The organism is Halomicronema hongdechloris C2206 (assembly GCF_002075285.3).
Taxonomy (GTDB): Bacteria; Cyanobacteriota; Cyanobacteriia; order Phormidesmidales; family Phormidesmidaceae; genus Halomicronema_B; species Halomicronema_B hongdechloris.
In genome coordinates, this window is the sequence record NZ_CP021983.2 from 1,885,703 (window position 1) to 1,906,553 (window position 20,851).

Annotated in this window: 21 protein-coding genes and 1 pseudogene; 13 read left to right on the top strand and 9 right to left on the bottom strand. The window is 57.6% G+C overall.

Features of this window, described 5'->3' with window-relative positions; translation table 11 throughout:
• Positions 1–555: 555 nt before the first annotated feature.
• A complete protein-coding gene (gene ndk, locus XM38_RS08580; protein WP_088429539.1) occupies positions 556–1,005 on the bottom strand; it encodes a nucleoside-diphosphate kinase in 450 nt (149 codons plus the stop codon).
• 493 nt (positions 1,006–1,498) lie between these two features.
• Entirely contained in the window at positions 1,499–2,335 is an 837-nt protein-coding gene (locus XM38_RS08585) for a metallophosphoesterase family protein (RefSeq protein WP_256995563.1), read from the bottom strand.
• 439 nt (positions 2,336–2,774) lie between these two features.
• Between XM38_RS08585 and trmB the strand changes: the two genes are divergently transcribed.
• Positions 2,775–3,365, top strand: coding sequence for a tRNA (guanosine(46)-N7)-methyltransferase TrmB (gene trmB / locus XM38_RS08590; protein ID WP_306441480.1), 591 nt, complete (start codon positions 2,775–2,777; stop codon positions 3,363–3,365).
• A 584-nt stretch (positions 3,366–3,949) separates the two neighbouring features.
• Here trmB and XM38_RS08595 read toward each other — a convergent pair.
• The gene (locus tag XM38_RS08595) at positions 3,950–5,308 is read right to left on the bottom strand and encodes a phospholipid carrier-dependent glycosyltransferase (RefSeq protein WP_088429541.1); all 1,359 of its coding nucleotides are present in this window, start codon (positions 5,306–5,308) and stop codon (positions 3,950–3,952) included.
• A gap of 97 nt (positions 5,309–5,405) precedes the next feature.
• Here XM38_RS08595 and XM38_RS08600 point away from each other — a divergent pair.
• The 5 genes and pseudogenes from XM38_RS08600 to XM38_RS08620 all read left to right on the top strand — a co-directional run bounded on the left by XM38_RS08600 (position 5,406) and on the right by XM38_RS08620 (position 10,025).
• A pseudogene (locus tag XM38_RS08600) lies at positions 5,406–6,044 on the top strand (DUF938 domain-containing protein).
• Positions 6,045–6,398: 354 nt separating this feature from the next.
• A complete protein-coding gene (locus XM38_RS25865; RefSeq protein ID WP_088429543.1) occupies positions 6,399–6,752 on the top strand; it encodes a hypothetical protein in 354 nt (117 codons plus the stop codon).
• Complete coding sequence (locus tag XM38_RS25870) at positions 6,746–6,910, top strand: hypothetical protein (protein WP_187329340.1); 165 nt, start codon at positions 6,746–6,748, stop codon at positions 6,908–6,910. The genes XM38_RS25865 and XM38_RS25870 overlap by 7 nt, the downstream gene beginning before the upstream one ends.
• 222 nt (positions 6,911–7,132) lie before the next feature.
• Positions 7,133–7,423, top strand: a complete 291-nt coding sequence (locus XM38_RS25875; protein WP_225889235.1) for a hypothetical protein — start codon at positions 7,133–7,135, stop codon at positions 7,421–7,423.
• A 190-nt stretch (positions 7,424–7,613) separates the two neighbouring features.
• Positions 7,614–10,025: a heavy metal translocating P-type ATPase gene (locus XM38_RS08620; RefSeq protein ID WP_225889237.1), complete on the top strand. Its 2,412-nt coding sequence runs from the start codon at positions 7,614–7,616 to the stop codon at positions 10,023–10,025.
• Between the two features lie 11 nt (positions 10,026–10,036).
• Here XM38_RS08620 and XM38_RS08625 read toward each other — a convergent pair whose 3' ends face one another.
• Together XM38_RS08625 and XM38_RS08630 are read right to left on the bottom strand one after the other, a co-directional pair.
• Positions 10,037–10,624, bottom strand: coding sequence for a chromophore lyase CpcT/CpeT (locus tag XM38_RS08625; protein ID WP_080812033.1), 588 nt, complete (start codon positions 10,622–10,624; stop codon positions 10,037–10,039).
• Positions 10,625–10,761: 137 nt separating this feature from the next.
• Complete coding sequence (locus tag XM38_RS08630; RefSeq protein WP_080812031.1) at positions 10,762–11,298, bottom strand: phycobiliprotein lyase; 537 nt, start codon at positions 11,296–11,298, stop codon at positions 10,762–10,764.
• Positions 11,299–11,565: 267 nt separating this feature from the next.
• Here XM38_RS08630 and XM38_RS08635 point away from each other — a divergent pair, with 267 nt between their 5' ends.
• From XM38_RS08635 to XM38_RS08655, 5 genes are all read left to right on the top strand, one after another.
• Complete coding sequence (locus XM38_RS08635; protein WP_080812029.1) at positions 11,566–12,120, top strand: phycobiliprotein lyase; 555 nt, start codon at positions 11,566–11,568, stop codon at positions 12,118–12,120.
• 10 nt (positions 12,121–12,130) lie between these two features.
• Entirely contained in the window at positions 12,131–12,664 is a 534-nt protein-coding gene (locus XM38_RS08640; RefSeq protein ID WP_080812027.1) for an RDD family protein, read from the top strand.
• 42 nt (positions 12,665–12,706) lie between these two features.
• Entirely contained in the window at positions 12,707–12,895 is a 189-nt protein-coding gene (gene rpmG, locus XM38_RS08645; RefSeq protein WP_080812025.1) for a 50S ribosomal protein L33, read from the top strand.
• 18 nt (positions 12,896–12,913) lie between these two features.
• Positions 12,914–13,129, top strand: a complete 216-nt coding sequence (gene rpsR / locus XM38_RS08650) for a 30S ribosomal protein S18 (RefSeq protein WP_080812024.1) — start codon at positions 12,914–12,916, stop codon at positions 13,127–13,129.
• 72 nt (positions 13,130–13,201) lie between these two features.
• The gene (locus XM38_RS08655) at positions 13,202–15,226 is read left to right on the top strand and encodes a ribonuclease catalytic domain-containing protein (RefSeq protein WP_088429545.1); all 2,025 of its coding nucleotides are present in this window, start codon (positions 13,202–13,204) and stop codon (positions 15,224–15,226) included.
• Here the strand turns inward: XM38_RS08655 and XM38_RS08660 are convergent.
• The 3 genes from XM38_RS08660 to speE are packed head-to-tail and all read right to left on the bottom strand — an operon-like array spanning position 15,223 to position 18,114.
• Positions 15,223–15,741, bottom strand: a complete 519-nt coding sequence (locus XM38_RS08660) for a hypothetical protein (protein WP_080812021.1) — start codon at positions 15,739–15,741, stop codon at positions 15,223–15,225. The genes XM38_RS08655 and XM38_RS08660 overlap by 4 nt on opposite strands.
• Before the next feature lie 8 nt (positions 15,742–15,749).
• Entirely contained in the window at positions 15,750–16,838 is a 1,089-nt protein-coding gene (locus XM38_RS08665) for an agmatinase family protein (protein WP_080812019.1), read from the bottom strand.
• Positions 16,831–18,114 carry a polyamine aminopropyltransferase gene (gene speE / locus XM38_RS08670; RefSeq protein ID WP_080812018.1) on the bottom strand — a complete coding sequence of 428 codons (1,284 nt, stop codon included), beginning with the start codon at positions 18,112–18,114 and terminating at the stop codon, positions 16,831–16,833. Before speE ends, XM38_RS08665 begins: the two co-directional genes overlap by 8 nt.
• Before the next feature lie 369 nt (positions 18,115–18,483).
• Between speE and XM38_RS08675 the strand changes: the two genes are divergently transcribed.
• Both XM38_RS08675 and XM38_RS08680 read left to right on the top strand, forming a co-directional pair.
• Positions 18,484–19,212 (top strand): 16S rRNA (uracil(1498)-N(3))-methyltransferase, encoded by a 729-nt coding sequence (locus XM38_RS08675; RefSeq protein ID WP_225889238.1) that lies wholly within the window; start codon positions 18,484–18,486, stop codon positions 19,210–19,212.
• 95 nt (positions 19,213–19,307) lie between these two features.
• Complete coding sequence (locus tag XM38_RS08680; RefSeq protein ID WP_202978856.1) at positions 19,308–20,333, top strand: PstS family phosphate ABC transporter substrate-binding protein; 1,026 nt, start codon at positions 19,308–19,310, stop codon at positions 20,331–20,333.
• Between the two features lie 146 nt (positions 20,334–20,479).
• On the opposite strand, the gene sodX is transcribed toward XM38_RS08680, so the two are convergent.
• Positions 20,480–20,848: a nickel-type superoxide dismutase maturation protease gene (gene sodX / locus XM38_RS08685; protein ID WP_225889240.1), complete on the bottom strand. Its 369-nt coding sequence runs from the start codon at positions 20,846–20,848 to the stop codon at positions 20,480–20,482.
• Positions 20,849–20,851: the final 3 nt, after the last annotated feature.

Here is a 20,851-nt window from a genome sequence, read left to right on the forward strand (position 1 = left end):
TAATGGGGTGATGGGGAGGGCGGAGGAAAGTGATGAGTGATGAGTGATGAGTGTTGAGTGTTGAGTGAGTGAATGTTTTGGTTCCCTGCCCAACGGTGGATGGGGAAAGAGGGTAGGGGCGTGGGAAAAGGCAGAAGTTAGAGGGCAGAAGGCAGAAAACCCCATCGCCACCTTGCCAATGCGACGCGCTCCATAACGACCAACCGACATGCCCTTCCGCAGGTCCAGGGCAGCAGCGTGGGAAAAGGCAGCGGGCTTCAATTCAAAATTCAAAATTCAAAATTTATTGCTACCTTGCCAATGCGACGCGCTCCATAACGACCAATCGACCAGCCCTTCCGCAGGTCCAGGGCAGCGGTTTGCCCTGGTCGTAGGGGGCCGGGGAAGCGAAATTCCCCGGGTGAGCACCCCGAGCTAAACAATTAAGTGTGGTCTTATCGAGGTTCAGCACCACTGATCGATAGATACGCCCTGCCAACGGTTCCAGGTTTATAGTCAGCAACCTGCTGGGGCGGCCTCAAGCCGGCAATACAAACTCAACGATGATCCTTGAGGCTACTCATACAGCCAGGGCCTCTGGCAAGACTCCCAAGCGATCAGTTCCCCGGCATCGAACCAGAGATCGATCTCGGCCTCAGCCGTCTCTAGAGCATCGGAGCCGTGGATAATATTGCGACCGATGGTGAGGCCGTAGTCGCCGCGAATGGTGCCAGGCTCTGCCGAGAGAGGATTGGTGGCCCCGATCAGCTTACGAGCCGAGGTAATCACCCCGTTCCCTTGCCAGACCATGGCGATCACGGGGCCTGAAATGATGAAATCCACCAGGCTGCCGAAGAAGGGCTTGTCTCGGTGGACGGCGTAGTGTTTCTCGGCTAACTCTTTCGAGACGGTCATCGCTTTCATGCCCACCAAGGTGAATCCCTTGGTTTCAAAACGACTAATAATATCGCCTACCAGCCCGCGTTGTACCCCATCAGGCTTGATCATCAAGAAGGTCCGTTCCACAGATTCCTGCTCCTAACTGCGTCGTTAACCTTCTCTATGCTCAGGATAAGGTGGCACCTTTGTAAAGTTGCTTAACTGAAAATTTGTCAGGGTGTCTAGCCCACCAGCAGCACGAGTAGAAGGAAAAGCATGGTGATTAGGGTAGAGCCCTGAAAGACTTCCGTAGCAAGCTGACGTTCGAATTTCATGATGGTTCTTCCAAACGAGAAGGGACATCGTGTTGACTCGTCTTAAGAATAGGGTGAGCATTTGCTCGCAGGCGAGTTTACAACGGCTTAGTGACAAGATGTTGCTCAAGGACACACAAAGGTATCGCTGTGTATCACATTCTCAGATTTCAGCGTTGGTCTTCGAGACGCACGGTAGCAGTCGGCCGAGTAGTTTGTTCCGCCCGATTGTCACCCAGATCGACCCGGCTTCGACCTTCTGGCCTGCCTCCGAGGAGCATCAACGCTCCTTCGAGAAACGGGCCGTCAGCCAGGGCAGGCCCTGATTACCCCAGGGTGAGGGTGGTGTGATTATCGCGGCGCTGGGGCCGGCCATCGGGGCCTAGGGCGCTGAATTGTTCCAGATACCGGGCGGGGCTTGCCGGCAGGTGAGAAAAGTCGAAGAGGGGATCGCCGGCGGCGATGGTGGCCCAAAACTCGTTTAGATGGGGGACCACGGTGGCGGCTTCGGCGGCGGGCAGGTTCAAGGGTGGGGCTGTCAGGAATTTGGTCATGAAGGGGGTGGCGCGATCGCACATCCACTGGCGAGAGCTGGCCTGTAAATCAGGCCAGTCGGGTACGGTGGTGACGTGATGGGTCTCGATGGTGAGCTGTAGCGGACCACTTTGGGGCCGATATAGGTCAATTAGGCGATAGGGGTGGGGATAACTGACCAGAGAACCGGTGGTGATTTCGTAGAGGCTACCCTGCTGGGCCACGTCTTGGACATGGAGGTGGCCGGTAAACAGGAGTTGTACGCCGTAGCGGTGAAGAATATCCAGTAGGGTCTGGCGATTGGCCACCAGATATCGTTGCCCCAGAGGACTAGCTGCCTGGCCCGGCAAATGCTCTAGCACGTTGTGGTGCACCATGACCAACACCAAGCTATGGCTGAGGCTGGCCAGGGTGGCCTCTAGCCAGGCCAGTTGCTCCGGGTCGATGTGGCCCACTCGTAGCTGCTGGCCCTGGGCATCGAACCCAATGGAGTTGAGGCCGATGAGATGCACACCGGCGGCTAGGGGTTGGCAGTAGTAGGGACGGTCGCTGTCGTAGCCTAGGCCTCGATATTGCCGGGAAAAGTCGGCCAGGCTGAGGGTGCGCTCATCTCCCTGCTGCACCAGCACATGTGGTTGCCTAGCACCCCATACACCGGGAAGGAAGGGTTTCCAGGCGCTGGGCCAGCCACCGATGTTCACCCGGCTCCCCGTGTTGGGTCAGATCGCCGGGGCAGCAGCAGGAAGTCCAGATCGAGACGGCACAGGTGGCCGGTTGGCAGAACCTGCTCCAGGCCGGGATACTGACCTCTACCAGATGAAAGCGATTGTCAATGGCCAGATGGTTTCGGGCAGGGCCACATGGGGATCACTGATGACGGCAAAGCGCAGGTGCATGGCGACGAAATGCTGGAGTGTGCTGGTCACGGCATGGACTGGTAGGGGCCAAGGGCATGGTCCTAGACCCCCTCCTCGATCCTAAGCCAACCTGGGCACAGCCTGAACCACTAGCGGGCTAGGATAGATAGCTGATGACAGCCAGCAAGGACAGCGAGGGAGGGTCAATCCCGTGGCCGTGGTACGTGTGCGACAACATGTCAACCCCTTGAGTGAGAGGTACCAGCAGCCAGTGGATCCCCCTACCTGGTCGGCAATCTATGGGCGGCCTCAGCAGCCGCTGCATCTGGATATCGGCTGTGGCAAGGGCGAGTTCTTGTTCCAGATGGCCACCCTACAGCCAGAGTGGAACTTTCTGGGGGTAGAGATCCGCAGGCCGCTGGTGCAACGGGCCCTGCAGTGGCGGGATCAGGCGGCCCTGGAAAATCTGCATTTTCTTTTCTGCAATGTCAATGTGTCCCTCAGGCACCTCCTCGATAGCCCGGCAGCACCGCCCCTGCATCGGGTCAGCATTCAGTTTCCCGATCCTTGGTTCAAAAAGCGACACCAGAAGCGGCGGGTAGTGCAACCGGAACTGGTAGCCGAGCTGTCGGCCTTCTTGGTGTCGGCAGGCCAGGTAGTGGTGCAGTCGGATGTGGAGGCCGTGGCCCAGGAGATGTGCGATCGCATCGCCGAACACCCCGCCTTTCAACGATCCCACTCGGGTTGGCTACCAGCGAGTCCCTTCCCGGCCCGGAGCGGGAGCGAGAACGCATCACCCTAGAGAAAGGTGACCCCGTCTATCGAGCAGAATTTATTCGATGCCAGGAGCCAGGGGACAGGGAGTAGGGGGCAAGGTAGGGTGATGGGGAGCGGAGAGGTGGGGAAAGGATGAAGGATGAAGGATGAAGGATGAAGGATGAAGGATGAAGGATGAAGGATGAAGGATGAAGGAATGAAAGGCGGGAGGTGGGGTGATGGGGTGATGGGGAGCGGAGAGGTGGGGAAAGGATGAAGGATGAAGGATGAAGGATGAAGGAATGAAAGGCGGGGAGGTGGGGTGATGGGTGGATGGGGAGCCGGAGAGGTGGGGAAAGGATGAAGGATGAAGATGATGAAGGATGAAGGAATGAAAGGCGGGAGGTGGGGTGATGGGGTGATGGGGAGCGGAGAGGTGGGGAAAGGATGAAGGATGAAGGATGAAGGATGAAGGAATGAAAGGCGGGGAGGTGGTGGGGTGATGGGGTGATGGGAGTGAGTAGCGTGGGTCATTTTACCTAGGCGGCGGAAATTATGCGTGGCCAGGGAAGGACCCACGGGGAAAGAGGGTAGGGGCGTGGTTACCGCCGCCCAATGCAGAAAACCGGCCTAAATCCAAGACGGCAGCCAGAACCGCCGCTGCCAGGCTGCCGGCGTCAGCGGCCAGCCCAGATATAGCGGCAACCAAAAGAGAAAAGCCACGGCAATGGCCCCCAGCAGCAGCCATGCCGCCAGCCGGTGACGACCCTGGAGCCAGCCACTGATTAGCCAGGCCAGGGCCATCAGACTCACCACCAGAGACCCGAAATAGTGGTAGAGAAACGTGCAGCGGCTGACTAGCAGCCAGGGCAACCAGTTGGTGGCGTAATTCACCAGCAGGAAGGGAGCAATGCCATCTCCCGGCCTAGCCCCCCAGTGGCGCCACCGACTCAGGACCTTTGCCAGCAGGACCAGGATCGCCGCCGTCGACAACCACCAGAGGATGGGATTGCCCAAGCCGTGCACGTCATAGATTACCTCCGACAGATTCCCCGACAGCGGCCGCCGTTGATAGACATAGGCAATGGGTCGCAGCAGCAGGGGCCAGGTATACCAGGCCGAACAGTAGGGATGACTGACCCCGCCGATCTGCTGGTGGGTCTGCCAGATCTGCCAGTGGATGCTCAGCAAATTGGTCTGGGCCAGGTGCAGATGGGGCAGCCACAGCAGGCCATAGGTGGCCAGGGGCACCAACCCCAGAGAGAGGATGCCTTGCCGCCAGGGCACTCCCCGCAGCGTGGGCGGCACCTGTTCCCGTAGTCGAGGCCAATGGCCGATGCCTGCCAGCAGTACTAGGGCCAGCCAGAAGCCAGCCCCGTTCCACTTCACCGCCATGGCGGCCCCCAGGGCCAGACCAGCCCCTAGACGCCAGGGTAATCGGGGCGACTGCAGCCACAGGGCCTGACCCAGCAGCCCCAACAGCAGCCAGTAGATGTTAATCAGGCCATAGCGGGATTCCACCAGGCTAAAGCCCTCGACAGCCATGAGCCCGGCGGCCACCAGGGTAATCGTGGTCCGGCCAGCCTGGGAGCAGGGCCGGGCTAACCCATAGGCCAGCCCCGCCACCACTGGCACCAGCAGGCTACCGGTCACAGCATTCAGCCAGCGGTAGCTGATCGGGCTGAGGGCCAGGCCCGTTTCGCCATTGCTGGGCAGCCCTGCCAGGGGCACTTGCTGGGCCAGCCAGATGCCCAGGGCAATCAGGTATTTACCCAGGGGGGGATGGGCGTCGAAACTAGGGGTCTGGTGCAGGTAATCGACGGCGAACTGCACGTAGTAGACTTCGTCGAAGACTAGGGTATTGAAGCGGCCCAGCTGCCACAGCCGCAGCCCCAAGGCCAAGCCCCAGAACAGACCGATTCCCAAGGCCAGGGGGTGCTGGGTCAACAGTTTCCACTGCCGAATTAACCGATGCCAGAAAGCAATCATGCCCCCTACTGTGCCATGCCCCTACTGTGCCATGCCCCCTACTGTGCCATGCCCCTACTGTGCCATGGTGGAGACATAGCATTGGATAATCCTAGGGATGAGATCTCACGACCACCGCCGCCATGCCCCAGCTACGGCTCGCAACCGGGAGCCCATCTTGCAGGTGCTAGAGCGGGTGCTGCCCCCCCAAGGCACCGTTCTAGAAATTGCCAGTGGCAGTGGCGAACATGCGATTTTCTTTGCCCCCCGCTTAGCGGGCCGCCATTGGCTACCCAGCGACATAGATCCCTCGGCCCTGACTAGCATCGAAGCCTGGCGTCAGACCCACCCCTGCGATAGCCTGGCCGCACCGGTGAGATTGGATGCCACCGATTCTGCCTGGCCCCAGACCGTCACCCAGCACGTCCCTGAGAATTGCCCGGTCGTGGCCATCGTTACCATTAATATGATTCATATCAGTCCCTGGCAGAGTTGCCTGGGGCTAATGGCCGGGGCTGGCGCCTTGCTACCCCCCCAGGGAGTGCTCTACCTCTATGGCCCCTTTCAGCGCCATGGCAGGCACACAGCTCCCAGCAATGAGGCCTTCGACCGGTCTTTTTGCGATCGCAAAACCCGGCCTGGGGCGTGCGTCCCCTAGAAGCGGTAGCCGGAGGTGGCTGCCGCCCAGGGGCTCACCCTGGATGAGGTGGTGGAGATGCCGGCCAATAACTTGTCGGTGATCTTCCGGCGGGAGTAAGGCTCTAGACGTGGTTGAAGAGGGAGACCAAGTTCCCAGCCTGGGCCTGAGTTCATGAAACCTTTACGATTCCGGCATGCTATATGTCGCCGCCATCAAGCCTAGGAAGTGCTGGAACCCGTTGAGCCTTAATTCAGTCTTTAGAGCCAGCTAGCGCATCAGAGACTGTGGTTTTCTGATGATTCCTAGGAAATCTGACTAGGTTTGCCTAATGCCTAGGCAAGCCACCAGGGGGCTCATCTAACCGCGTTCAAGTCCAGATCTGACAGGTTGCCCTAAGCCAGCAACGAGTTCTGGCTGGACTCGAGCTCCCATTCACCCTCTAACTGCAAATTGCTCTACAGGGAAGAAACTATGACTTATTCCATTTGGGCTGGGCTGTTACGAATGGCGCCACTCACCGCTCTGCTGGCCGTGATCACCGTCGGGAATACGGCTGCTCTTGCGGCTCCCGCGGCAGACAAGCCAGAGGGCCCGATCCAAGACTTTGACTGGCTGCTGGATGATGCCCTGCTCAAAGATGATGATGACGAGGACGACGACGATGACGACGACGATGAGGATGTAGACGCTGGCGATGTCATCATTGAGCGCCAGACGACCACTACGGAAAGCAAAACCCGGGTGACTCAGGTAAGTTACACCGATATTAGTACTAACTACTGGGCCAGCGACTTTATCTATCGCCTGTCGGCATTGACGTGCTGAAGGGATTTCCCGATGGTGAATTCCTGCCCAGCAGTGGCCTCACCTATGCCCAATTTGCGGCCATGATTAGCCAGGCGTTTGAGCTAACGTCGGTTCGTCAAGTTACTGCTATCCAGACCATTTCCCAGAGTTACTGGGCTTACCAGGGCCATTCGTGAAGCCTATGCCACGGGCTTCATTGACGTGGGGAGTGACTTCGAGCCAGATGCTCCCATGACCCGTCTGCAGGTGCTGGTAGCCCTAGCGCGGGGATTAGGGATTACGGAGGTCTCCGTCTGAGCGCTTCGGTCGATGAGATCCTGAGCATCTTTACCGATGCTGACACCATCCCCAGCCAGTATCGAGTCATCATTGCAGCCCTGGTAGAACGGGGCATTCTGGTGAACTATCCCAATGTTCGTACCTTGAACCTTTACCAGGTGGTGAGCCGGGCCGAAGCCTGTGGGTTCATCTACCAGGCGTTAGTGCATCAAGAGCGGGTAGAGCAGATTGAATCGGCTTATATCGTTGACGTGACCCATATCAGCGAAGTCAGCGGCGATCCCCCGGTGATTGGGGACGATGACGATGGCGGCGATGATGACGACGACGACGATGACGACGATGACGACGATGACGACGATGACGACGATGACGACGATGACGACGACGACGACGACGACGATGACTAGGTTGAGTTGAGCGGTCACCATTGCCACTAGAGCAGCGGCCGTGGCCCGAAAGGCTGTGGTCCTGACCTCTCTAGCGCCCACGGTGGCAGCAATAACGCGATTGACCGCTTGAGACCATTAGCAGGGGACGGACGACCGGCACCAGGACATCCCGAGGGGTGTCCTGGTTGTCGTCTTCTGTATGATCGAGATGACCGATACTCTTGTGCGATCGCATCCCATGCCAGTCCTTTCTCAATCCTCTGCTGATACGACGACGGCGGCTCCCAGGTCGGCGCCCGCAACCGTGGTCCTAAATGTCGGTGGCATGAAATGTGCCGGTTGCGTGCGATCGGTAGAAAAGCAGCTCCTGGCTTGCTCAGGGGTCGAGTCAGCCACTGTGAATCTGGTTACGGAAGTGGCCGTGGTCGAGACCAGCGGCGACATTGCTGCCGATACCCTAGCCCAGCGCGTCAGCGACGCTGGCTTTCCCACTCAACCCCGGGCTGCTGACGCCGCTGGCACTGGGCTCACCGATTGGGTAGAGCGCAAGCAAGCGGAGCAGCGTACCCAGGGACGGCGACTTGCGATCGCAATCATGCTGCTGCTGCTCTCGACCATTGGGCACCTGAAGCATTTTGGCTGGCTGACGGTGCCGGTGCTGAGCGATCTGTGGTTCCACGCCGTCCTGGCCACCCTCACCCTGGTAGGACCCGCCCGGGACATCGTGGTGGATGGCTGGCAGGGAATGCGACGGCTGACCCCCAACATGAATACCCTGGTGGCCTTGGGGTCTCTCAGTGCCTATGGCGCCAGTGTGGTGGCCTTGATCTTTCCGAAACTGGGCTGGGAGTGCTTCTTTGATGAGCCGGTAATGCTGCTCAGTTTCATTCTGCTGGGGCGCACCCTAGAACAGCGGACTCGCTATCGGGCGGCAGATGCCCTGCGGTCCTTAGTGGAACTACAGCCGGCCGTGGCTCGGTTAATTTCTGACCCGACCCAGGGAGAAACGACCCAACCGGGCGTAGAGGTGCCAGTGAGCTGCCTACAGCCAGGGGAATGGGTGCGGATACTGCCTGGGGAGAAGGTGCCTGCCGATGGTGAGGTGGTAGCGGGGCAGTCGACCCTGGATGAGTCCATGCTCACGGGGGAATCCATGCCAGTGTTGAAGCAGCCGGGGGATACCGTGGCGGCGGGCACCGTCAATCAGTCTGGAGCCCTGGCGGTGCGAGTGACCAGCACCGGTCAAGAGACTACCCTGGCCCAGATGATCACCCTGGTGGAAACAGCCCAAAGTCGTAAGGCACCGGTGCAGGGCCTGGCGGATGTGATTGCCGGGTATTTCACCTACGGGGTGATGACCCTGGCGACGCTGACCTTCTTGTTTTGGTATTTCATTGGCCTGGAGCAATGGCCCCAGGCGATGGCAGCCGCCCTAGGGCCGATGTCCCCAGTTGGGGCTCCCTCCTCTACCCTATTGGTGAGCTTAAAACTTGCGATCGCAGTGCTGGTGGTGGCCTGCCCCTGTGCCCTGGGGCTGGCGACACCCACCGCCATCCTCGTGGGGTCTGGCCTGGGGGCAGAGCGGGGCCTCTTGATTCGTGGCGGCGATGTGCTAGAAGCCGTCCATGGCCTGCAGCGGGTGGTATTCGACAAGACCGGCACCCTGACCCAGGGCCAACCCCAGGTCACCGATACCTTAGTCCTGGATGCTGCCCTGTCAGAGACAGAGCTGCTACGGTTGGCGGCGACCGTGGAGAGTGGCACTCGCCATCCCCTGGCCATCGCCATTCAACAGGCCGCCCAGGCCCAAGGGTTAGCGTTGCTATCGGCCCAGGCCTTTCAGACTGAACCGGGCCTGGGAATTACCGCCCAGGTTAGCTGGCAGGACGCTGACGTGGCCTGTGTGATCGGTAATCGGGCTTGGCTAGAGCAGCATGGCATCTCGGTGGATACTGCTGCTGAGACCCAGGCCGCAGCCCTGACTGAGGCGGGTAAGACAGTGATCTATATCGCCCGAGGCCAGACCCTGGCCGGTCTCATGGCAGTGGCCGATCAGCTGCGTCCGGAGGCCCAGCAGGTAGTGCAAGGGCTACAGGATAGGGGACTACCGGTAACCCTGTTGAGCGGAGATCAGCAACTGGTGGCCGCTGCGATCGCATCCCAACTCAACCTCGGCTCCGATCAAGTCATGGCCGAAATCACTCCCCAAGGCAAAGTCGAGGCTATTCAACGGTTTCAAGCCCAGGGTGAAACCGTTGCCCTAGTAGGCGATGGCATTAACGATGCCCCGGCCCTAGCCCAAGCCGACATCGGCATTACCCTCAACTCTGGCACCGACATTGCCATGGAAACCGCCGATGTGATTCTGATGCGGGATCATCTCGGCGGCATTGCCGCCGCCATCGACCTGAGCCGAGCCACCTTTACCACGATTCGGCAAAACCTAGGTTGGGCCTGTGTCTACAACCTAGTGGGTATTCCCCTAGCCGCCGGCGCCCTACTCCCCGTGGCGGGCATTAGCCTCAGCCCAGCCGCCGCCGGCGGATTAATGGCCTTCAGTTCCGTGGCGGTAGTGCTCAACTCACTGCGGTTGCGGCAGCAGCGCATCGAGGGCCTCTAGTGGTTGCCGGCTCAGCGGACCTCGTGGGCATAGCTGGCCCGCCGGGTAAACAGGAACGGCCCCGCTAAAGAGCCCCAGAGATGCTCATCGGTGTCGGGGTCTCGGCCCCGATCCCAACTGATAAACTTCTCGGCATCGATTTCAAATTCACTGTCCAGATAGGTTTTACGACCCTGACGCTCCACCATACAGGCCTTGCCCGGCTCTACCTTGCCTTTAAAGCTGTGGCCAGTCCACGCCACGATCATGTTGCAGCCCGGCATTTTCTCTAGGTCGGCAGCAGTCATAGACACCCCCTCCCCCTGCTTACGGGCAGCCCCGTAGAAGGCCTCTTGGTTCTTGATCATATAATTTTCGATCTCGATATGGTTGTCCCGGGACATTAGCCTCAGGACCCGAGCCCGATAGGGCCGACTGAGCATGAAATTGTAAGCTTGCTCCACATACAGGCTGGGTCCAGAGAGAACCTCGGGCACCAACGGCCGCATACACACCCGAATGTGGGCATAGAGGGGGGGATTATCGAAGGCTTGAGCCTGATTGCAAAAGTCAGCTGCCATCCAGCGAGCCAGGGTGAGAACGTCAGTAGCGTGAGACATGAACCGGATATGCGGACACTTGTTGCCCCCATTGTACGGCGTCCCCCATCCCTAGACGATCCCGACTTTCATGGCAGTTGTAAGCAGCCAGAGCCCCAGAGAATCTAAACATCGGGCGGTATGGCCATCGCCGGGAATCAACAGCGTCGCTCTAGATACTGACCGATCATTTGCTGTTGCCCCGCCCGGGAGATAATAGTCTGGCGGGTGCGATACTGCCGTCCTACCAGTTTCAGCTCTTCTTCAAACACCGAGTCGTTGTATTCAGTGCGCAGCTGCAAGGTTTTAGGATCGCGAAATAGAAACTGAGCCGTCACTGGCTTACTGGTGGCAAAGCCCCGATCTCGATAGAGCAGGGTGCCGCGCACACCAAACACAGTGGATCCTTTCACCGGTTTACGGCTGGTATTGGGATAGTTGCTCTCCCAGGCGACCTCAGCGCCACAGATCAAGGCATCCTGCTGCTGCAGCTGATGCAGGTCGGCAAGATGCAATAACTCCGCACTACCAGCCTGGAGGAAACGAATGGCAATGTGACTCACCACCTCCTGCACCTTGCCGTCAGGGAGGGTATAGTAGCGTCGCTCCGAGAGCCAGCGGCCAGCAGATGCTTGGAAGAAGGCTGTAATCAGGGGCTCCGCTAGCAGGCGAGCGGTATCAACCGAGAAAGGCATAAATGCAGGACTCTCCCAAGAAAACAACAGACAAGAATGATTTGGCAAAAGTCAAGCCCCTTCACCAAAATTTAACTTTTCTTAATTATAGCCAATCAATGCCATGGCAACAGCAAGCCAGAAATCTCGCTTTGGCTAGACAACACTTGACAATGAAGTTTGTATCAAATTGTTAAGGACTACTGTAAGCCCTGATACCAAGGCAGGATCGATCGACTGGGGCGGCCCCCCGCTAGGATAGAGTCATAGTCGGGCTGATCTCTTCGTATGGGTATCGTCGATCTGCAGAACTTCTTTCAGTGCTGTGTGGGAGACTGGATTACCGAACGCACGTACCACTACCTGAGTCAATCACTGGTAGAGCGCTCTCGCACAACCTTCCGGGTAGACCCGATTACGTCTGATCTAAAGCAACGGGTGCTAGACGACAACCAGTACTCAGCAGCGGTGTCCTCCCTGGAGGAATTACCAGGGTTTCGTCTGGGATTTCATACGGTCTCTGAAACCGGCGAAGAGGTATCCCAGGAATTGCGGATGCTGTTTGTGCCGCAGCAGCAGCAGGGAACTACCTTGGCAGGGGATTATCTGCGGGATCGAGCCTATGAAGAGGATCGCCCCATCGTGTCTCAGTTCCGCTACGATACCAGCTGCCAGGAACTGCTGATGACAACTCCCTATACTCGAGTCGTCTCTGTAGACTCCATCACTCTGATCAACCCTGAGCTGCGCATTCGTAGTATTCTCAACTACCAGCGTCCCCAGGCAGGTCCCCTAGATACCCTGCTACTAGCGGGATTTGGCGTTGAGCAAAAGGCATGTTAAGGGATGAACCATGTCGTCTGATTCCCCGCTTGTTCCCTATCCTCGTGTTCCCCTAGGCCGTCGTGCCGCCGCCTTGGTGGTCGACAGTCTACTAGTAGGAACCCTGAGTGCCACCCTGGCGGGCACCTTTCTGCTCTGGTTGGTTATCTTCATGGTGCTCTGGCTGGGCCTGCGCGTTGCCATTGCTGGACGTCAGCATGGCCAAAGCTTGGGGCGTTGGGCCTTTGATATGCGAGTAGTAGAGCCCTGGAGTGGACGCACGCCCTTACTGCTTCCCTTAGCCCAACGGGAAGCCGTCGTTGGCGTCGGATCTGCCCTGGCGTTGTACGGCCTTACCCACCTCAGCCCTACCAATGCCTGGGCTCTCCTGTTGCCCCTACCCTTATTAGCGGATTGTGGTAGCGCCTGGTTAGATCCTGTGCGACGACTGACATTTCACGATCGCCTCAGCCAAACCACTGTAGTGCCAAGCCAGCGAGGCTATTCCCTAGATCTGAAATTAAAGAAATGGTTTGCGGAGTTCCGGCGTCGTGTGGAAAAATAGTAGATTGTGTCAATTGTTCTGTCAGGTCCCAGGCTAAGCACCATGGCTAAAGGCGTTCGCATTGTAATTACTCTTGAGTGCACCGAGTGCCGCTCCAATACAGATAAGCGGTCTCCCGGTGTCTCGCGCTACACGACACAGAAAAATCGACGAAATACATCGTCTCGGCTAGAGCTGAAGAAGTTCTGCCCCCACTGCAATAAGCATACGATCCACAAGGAAACCAAGTAGGGAGAGAGTATAAGAATCATGGCTTATTTTCGTCGGCGCGTGTCGCCCATCAGACCAGATGAGAAAATTGACTACAAAGATGTTGATTTGCTGCGTAAGTTCATCACCGAGCGCGGTAAAATCCTGCCTCGTCGAATCACCGGGTTGACGGCGAAGCAACAGCGGGATCTCACCGCCGCCATCAAGCGAGCCCGCATGTTGGCCTTGTTGCCCTACGTCAATCGCGAGGGCTAGCCTCATGGTGGCCTCTGCCCAGGTGGGGTGAGGTAGGGTTGATGATTAAAGCACATCCTCGGGGCGGTAGGGTTGGTTGATAAAGGCACACTGGTTGAATTTCGAGTACAGGGCAGCCCCAGACTAGGGGTTGTCGAGCGGCCAGGGGGCAAAAAAGCCTGGGTGGTTATTGATCAGGGGGGGCAGGCCCATACTCTGCATCCGCGGGATATCACCTATGAAGTGGCCGGGAGCGATTGGCAATCCTCAGATATTTCTACCTTTCTACAGGATGTGGACAATTACATCGACCCGTCCCATCTAGAAATAGCGTGGGAACTTTTGCACGAAGCCGGAGAGTCCACTGATCCGGCTTCATTGGCACTGCTATTGTTTTCCGATCAGAGCCCGCCCTCGAGCTATGCAGCCCATCGCTTGCTCTCAGACGACAAACTCTTCTTTAAGCAGAAAGGCAATCGCTACGAGCCTCGCTCCCAGGCTCAGGTAGAGGAACGGCTGCACCAGATTCATCAGGAGACTAAACGCCAGCAGGAATGGAATGACTTCCTGCAGCGGGCGCGGCAGTGTTTAGGAGCGGAGGCGGTCGTCTGGCATAAAAGTGATCGTCCCCGCCTAGATGCCCTAGAGCGCTTTGCTCTATTCGGTGAGGAGGCCCATCAACGGTCGGCAGCGGTGGAAATCTTACAGGCGTTAAATCAGGACACTACTCCTGCCGGGGCGTTTGAGTTACTGGTGTCACTGGGAGTGTGGAGTCCCCACGAGAATCTGCCGCTGCGCCGCAGCCAGATGCCGACTCAGTTTTCTGAGGAGATACTCACTATGGCGACGCGACGGCTCAGCAATGTTCCCCCAGATCCCGATGGTCCCCGACTCGATCTCACTCACTTGAAGGTCTATACCATCGATGATGAGAATACCAGTGAGATCGATGATGGCCTCAGCTTGGAGTCTTTGGCAGATGGTCGGCAACGTCTGTGGATTCATATTGCTGACCCGACTCGCTGGCTAGAACCTGGAGACGCCCTCGATCTGGAGGCTCGCCGCCGCTGCACGACCCTGTATTTGCCCACAGGCATGATCCCGATGTTCCCGGCCGAGTTGGCCACGGGGCCGATGAGTCTGTTGCAGGGGCAGGTTTGCTGTGCCCTGAGTTTTGCAGTGCTGTTGAATCAGGCTGGCGGCTTGGTCGACTACAGCATTCATCCCACTCTGATTAAGCCAACCTATCGGCTCACCTATGAAGATGCCGATGAAATGCTGGACTTGGCCCTGCAGGATGAACCGGAATTAGCTGCGATCGCACAGTGGGCCAAGCAGCGTCAGGCCTGGCGCCTGGCCCAGGGAGCCATTGCCATCCAGATGCCTGAATCTGCCATCAGGGTATCGGAAACCGAGGACGAGATTACCATTGATGTCCTCGATGATTCCCCGGCCCGGCAGATGGTAGCTGAAATGATGATCTTGGCCGGGGAGGTGGCGGCTTGCTACGGCGAGACCCATGCCTTGCCGATTCCTTTTCGCAGTCAGCCCCAACCGGAACTGCCCAGTGACGAAGAACTGCTGCAGTTACCCAGCGGTTGGGTGCGAGACTGTGCCATTCGCCGCTGCATGCCCCGCAGTGAGGTTAGCCTGGTGCCCAACCGCCATGCCACCCTAGGGCTCGATCACTACAGTCAGGTGACGTCGCCGATTCGTCGCTACACCGATCTGCTGGCCCACTTTCAAATCAAGGCCCACCTGCGAGGCGACTCGCCTCCATTTTCTCCGGCAGAACTGACTGAACTCACCCAGGGGGCCATGACAGCGGCCTACGAAGCCACCATGGTGGAGCGCCAGACCAAACGCTATTGGGCCCTAGAATATCTGCGTCGCCGTCAGGACCAGATCTGGTCGGCCATGTTACTGCGCTGGCTGCGGCAACACGAAGGCTTGGGCCTAATCATGCTAGAAGAGCTGGGTTTAGAGCTGCCCCTGCGGGTCGATCGCACCCTGGAGTTGGGAGAGCATCTGAAGGTACGGGTAGCGCGGGCAAATCCTCGTCAAGACGTGGTGCAGCTGGAAGAAGCGACCGAAGTGGCTGCCCCTCCTGTCGTCTAGCTCCACCAGGCGGCAGCGGCCAGCAGTCCGCCGACGAGGCCTAACGCCATCCAGAGAAAGCGATTGTCTTGGCGATTGATCTGGCTGGGGTCAATCGGTGGCGGCGGCTCGGCTGGAGTGGGAGGTCGGCGGGGTCCCTGGCTATAGCGAGAGGCCATCACCTGGGTGCCCTCGTCCAAATTGGCTAGATCCGGAATTTCCGTTTTCCATTCCGGCCGCAGCTGCAGCCGGGGAGCCTTGAGAATATACAACAGCCGCTTGCCCTGTTTACGGGTTTCGCTATCGGGGTGACGACTGAGGCTCTGGCACAGTGCGATCGCATCTTGCTGGCGATCTGCGGCGGCATAGGCATTCACCAACCATGTCTGAATTTCTCCCCCCAAGGGAGTCCCTTTCTTGGCCAGCAACACCGCTCGCTCAAAATACTGAACCGACCGGCCATAATTACCCCGTTCAAAGGCCTGCTGTCCGGCGGCGTATTCGGCTTTAGCCCGAGCTAACGTCTCCTCAGTCACGCCCTATCTCACTCCCGTAACACCATATCTGCCCCCTGCCGATGCAGAGCACCGCCCTGGGATAGCATCATCAAATTACTCAATTTATAGAGAATCCGAGCCCCCACATTGCCATCCCACTCGTCATCCCCCACCTCAGAGACATCGAAGCCGATGATGTGACGACCGCTACGCACCACCTCTCGACAGAGGCAGAAGGCCTCTTCCAGGTCTAGGCCTCCGGGGACAGGCGTCCCCGTGTGGGGACATAACTTTGGGTCTAAGCCATCCACGTCAAAGCTGATGTATACCTGCTGGGGCAGGGCCGCTACCATCTGCTGACATAACCCTAGCCAGGGAGTACCGCCATAGCGCTTTTCTCGCAAGACGGCATCGTAGTAGGGCATCACTCGTCCCCCGGCATCGTGGATTAGCGCCACCTCATCATGGCAAATGTCTCGCACCCCCACCTGTACTAACCGAGTCATCTGGGGCAAGGTCAACACGTTATGCATGATCGAGGCATGGGAAAACTGAAATCCCTGGTAAGCCTGTCGCAAATCGGCATGGGCATCGATCTGTAGCACCCCAAACTCAGGATATCGCGTCGCCAAGGCCTGGATATACCCCAGGGGAACGCTGTGGTCCCCACCGATGACGGCCACCTGCTTGCCCAAGGCCAGGGCCGCCTCCGCTTGTTGCTGCAACCAGTGGTTCACCCGCTCACCCGCTTGATTCACCGCCGCCAGATCCGCCCTGAGGCTAGCCTCTGCCTCGATGGCAATCCCTTGCTCAGTGGCGGCAATGACCCGGGCAGCCTGCGATCGCATCGGCTGATTTTGGGCCTCGATCCAATCGGGGATAGGGGCAAGATAAATGCCCTGCTGCCAGCCATCCGGGCAATCCAAATCATAGAGATCGAGCTGGGGGGAAGCCTGTAATATCCGCTGGGGGCCGCGGGCAGTCCCCGCATGGTAGGAGACCGTCACCTCCCAAGGCACCCCAAACACAATTAGGTTAGCCGTGTCATAGTCAAAGGGCAGTCCGAACAAATTACCATTATCCAGGCCCACACCACTGGGATCAAAGGACCGCACAATATCGTCGCGTCTAACCATTCAGCATATTTTTGACAAACGTCGGTAAACAAAACGCCGCCGGATGAATATCGGCATTGTAGTACTGTAAGTTTTCCTGGGCGGCAAAGGCGGCAGCCCGCTTCCGATCGAAGCCACGGATGGGATCGGCTCCCCCCTTAGAACTGTAGGTAAAACTCCACATGCCCGTCGGATAAGTCGGGATAAAGGCCAAATAGCAATGGACATAATCCCGGCCAAAAATGCTTCGCAGGCACTGGACCAAATCCACGAAGGCAGCATGGTTAAATCGCGGCGACTCACTCTGGGCTGTCATCACTCCCCCTGGTTTAAGACAGCGGTGAGCCTGCTCATAGAAACTCGGGCTGAATAGCCCCTCAGAAGGCCCGACCGGATCCGAGGAATCAATCACAATCAGGTCATAGGCCTCACTAGCCGCCGCTTGCATAAACCGAATGCCATCACCAATGATGAGATTGAGTTTTGGATCATCGAGGGCATGAGACAACGACGGTAAATACTGCCGTGAGGCTCGCACGACAACCTCGTCGATTTCCACCATCGTTACCGCCTCAACCTGGGGGTGACGCAGAATTTCCCGCACACTGCCGCCATCACCCCCACCAATTACCAATACCCGGCGAATATCAGGATTCAGCAGCATGGGCACATGGACAATCATCTCGTGATAGGCATTTTCATCCTTTTCCGTGCACATCACGACATTGTCAACGGTGAGCATTTTGCCGTAGGCATAGGTGTCGAAAATCTCGACCGTTTGATAAGGGGATTTCTCCCGAAATACCCGATCTCCCTTGTGCCGTATTGACAGCGCAATATTTTCATCTCGATCAGTGAACCAGACGCTGCGGCTGAATTTCGGCTCGACTAATTTCTGAGTCACCTGATCCCGCAATTCCCCCAGGTCAACTTCCGACTTCTCCAACAGTTCTAGGGCACCGCGGTTAAGTTCAATAGCCGAGCCATGGTCCGCCTGAAACGCTTGTTTGAGAATGTTGTAAGACACCCAAGGATTTACCGCATGGCCACAGGTAAAGAGATCCACGGCTGCATAGCGATACTCAGGCCAAGTGTGAATGGCTAAATGGCTCTCCTGAATCACCACCACCCCAGATACACCAAAGGGTGAAAAGTGATGAAACACCGAGCTAATCAAGGTTGCTCCTGCTTCTTGAGCGGCCCTACGCATACTGTTTTCGATGTAGGGCACATCATTCAAAATTTCTGATGAACAGCCAAAGAACTCGACTAGAATGTGTCTACCCAGAGAGTGCATTTATTATCGTCACACCTCCATATCAAGCTCCAAAAATATTCCTAGATCGGTGGCAAGCACCGCAGTCCAATGAGAACGAGTCGGACATTTCTGTAGTACGCTTCCCAGTGCCTATTTGTCCCTTATCCGTGATGCACTTCAGACGCTTAGAGCAGCCGTAATGGTGGCAGGACCCTGGCCAGCAGACAAGACACCCTAGTGTACAGTGTTCAGTTGTCTTTGTGTATGGCCAAGCGAGTAGCTAGCGGCGGCGGCAATGGTCCCTCCCCTTCCACCTTAGGACGTAACCGAGTCAGACTAGTCGTCAACCTTGCGCCATCATCTACTAGCTTGCGCCATCATCTACTAGTTTGATGGAGAATCGTGCCAGTGACTCTTCAACGCCTTGTCGTCGACCCAATTCAGATGCAGGCCGATCAACTGCATCTCACCGCTGAGCAACAGCGATATCTCCACCGAGTATTACGGTATCGCCCTGGGGATCGGTTCATGGCCCTAGATGGCCACGGACACCAGTGGCTGGCAGAGTTAACCCCCGATCTGGCCCTAGCCGTGGTAGTGTCTCCCGGGGCGAGTGTGGTGCCTGCCCCCCAGGTCGACATCACGCTGATGGCCGCCTTACCCAAGGGCAACAGCTTCGATCAGGTCGTGCGTCAAGCCACCGAATTAGGGGTCAGCTGCATTCAACCGGTGATTAGCGATCGCACCTTATTACACCCCAGCCCCAAGCGCTTAGACCGTTGGCGGCGCATTGCGGCTGAGGCGATGGAGCAATCTGAACAGCCACGGGTACCGCCAATTCTAGCCCCCTGCCCTTGGTCCTCCTTGCTGATTCCCAGCCCCGAAGCCCGTTATCTATGCGTCGCTCGCCAGGATGCCCCTTCTTTATTAGCCTGTCTGCTGCAGCAATCGTACCGAAGGATAACCATTGCCATTGGGCCTGAGGGAGGATGGAGCCCCAGTGAGGTAGAAGCCGCCTTAGTCGCTGGGTTCCAGCCTGTGTCTCTCGGCAATACCGTGCTGCGGGCAGTGACAGCCCCTGTGGTGGCTCTAGCGGTCGCCCATGCCGCTGCCAACCTGCAGGCAGTAGATCATTAAACTTTGCTGCAGTGTGTTGGAGAAAACATAGAAAATAAACAACTCTTTGAAATGATCACGGCATATCAAAAATACTTGATGTTTGGATCATGCCGATGATTAAAGCAAGGTTTACAGGGGCCTTTACGGCACTGACTCTTCTCAGTATGGGGTGCTCCCAGGCACCGACCCCAGATTCTGGTGCCGAGGCAGCCAATGGCGCGGCAATTACCATCGATGGCTCTAGCACGGTCTATCCAATTACCAACGAAATAGCCCAAGAGTTTCAATTCGAGCACTCCGCTGCTCCCCCTATTACTGTCTCCTTCTCGGGCACCGGGGGCGGCTTCCGCAAGTTCTGTGCCGGGGAAACAGACATCAGTAATGCCTCCCGCCCGATTACCCCTGATGAAATGGAAACCTGCAAGGCTGCCGGCATCGAGTTTATAGAACTGCCGGTAGCCTACGACGCCCTCACTGTGGTAGTTCATCGAGACAACGATTGGGCCAATGATATTACCCTAGAAGAGCTGCAAACCCTGTGGCAATCAGAGGCGGAGGGGACTATTTCCACCTGGAAACAGATCAGAGAGACCTGGCCTGATCAGCCGATTAATCTCTATGGGCCCGGCGAAGATTCCGGCACCTACGATTACTTTACGGAAGTCGCCACGGGGGAATCTGGAGAGAGTCGGCAAGATTACACCGCCAGCGAAGATGACATGGAACTAGTCCGTGGGGTCCGCACCGATCCTAATGCCCTCGGATATTTTGGCTATGCCTATTACGAGGAAAGCCGAGCGGCCCTGAAAGCCCTAGCCATCGATGGGGGCGAGGGACCAGTCTTGCCTTCAGATGACACCGTCCGGGATGGCACCTATCAACCCTTCGCCCGTCCCCTGTTTATCTATGTCAATGCTGCCGCTGCCGAGGCGAATCCTCACCTGCAGGCCTTCGTCGAGTATTATCTGGCCAATGCCCGCCATCTGGTCCAGGTAGTCGGGTATGTGCCGTTGCCGGATCAGGCCTATGCCTTAGCCCTCGACCACTTTCAAGGCCGCCAGATTGGCACTGTCTTCGACGGCCAGGCCCAACCCGGATTAACCATCGAAGCCCTGCTACAGAAGGAAGCTGCCTTCTAGGAGATGACAGCGCAGGGTGATGATGATGACTGCCTAGGTCCTGAGGAATTGACCTCTCAGGGCAGATAGTAATTGTCCATTCCTATCGCCTTCCCTCTATTCTCGCCGGGAAGGCAGCTAGGACAATCCTGCCTAACCCAAGAGCACTAGGGAAAGCGACAGACAACCTGCCCGAGGAGATGTTCTCGGGTGACTGGCCCAAACTCCCGGCTGTCGCTGCTTTCTGCTGGGTTTAATCCTTGCAAAAAGTATCCGGCCTCCGTATGCCAAGCCACATACTTGATCAAGCGCAGGCCAGGACGATAGGGATGATAGGCAATGACGAGGTCTCCCAGCCGGGGGGCACCAGTGGGGCGGCGATAGGCGGTGGGGTCCACTAGAACCTCTTGCCCAGGGAAGAGCAGGGGGAGCATCGAGCGCCCGGTCACCCGAAATCGTCGCCGCCGGCACACTAGAAAGAGCAGCCAATCCCGAGGACGGCTGCTCCGTAGCCGAGTGGGCTTGATTAGAGGCAATCC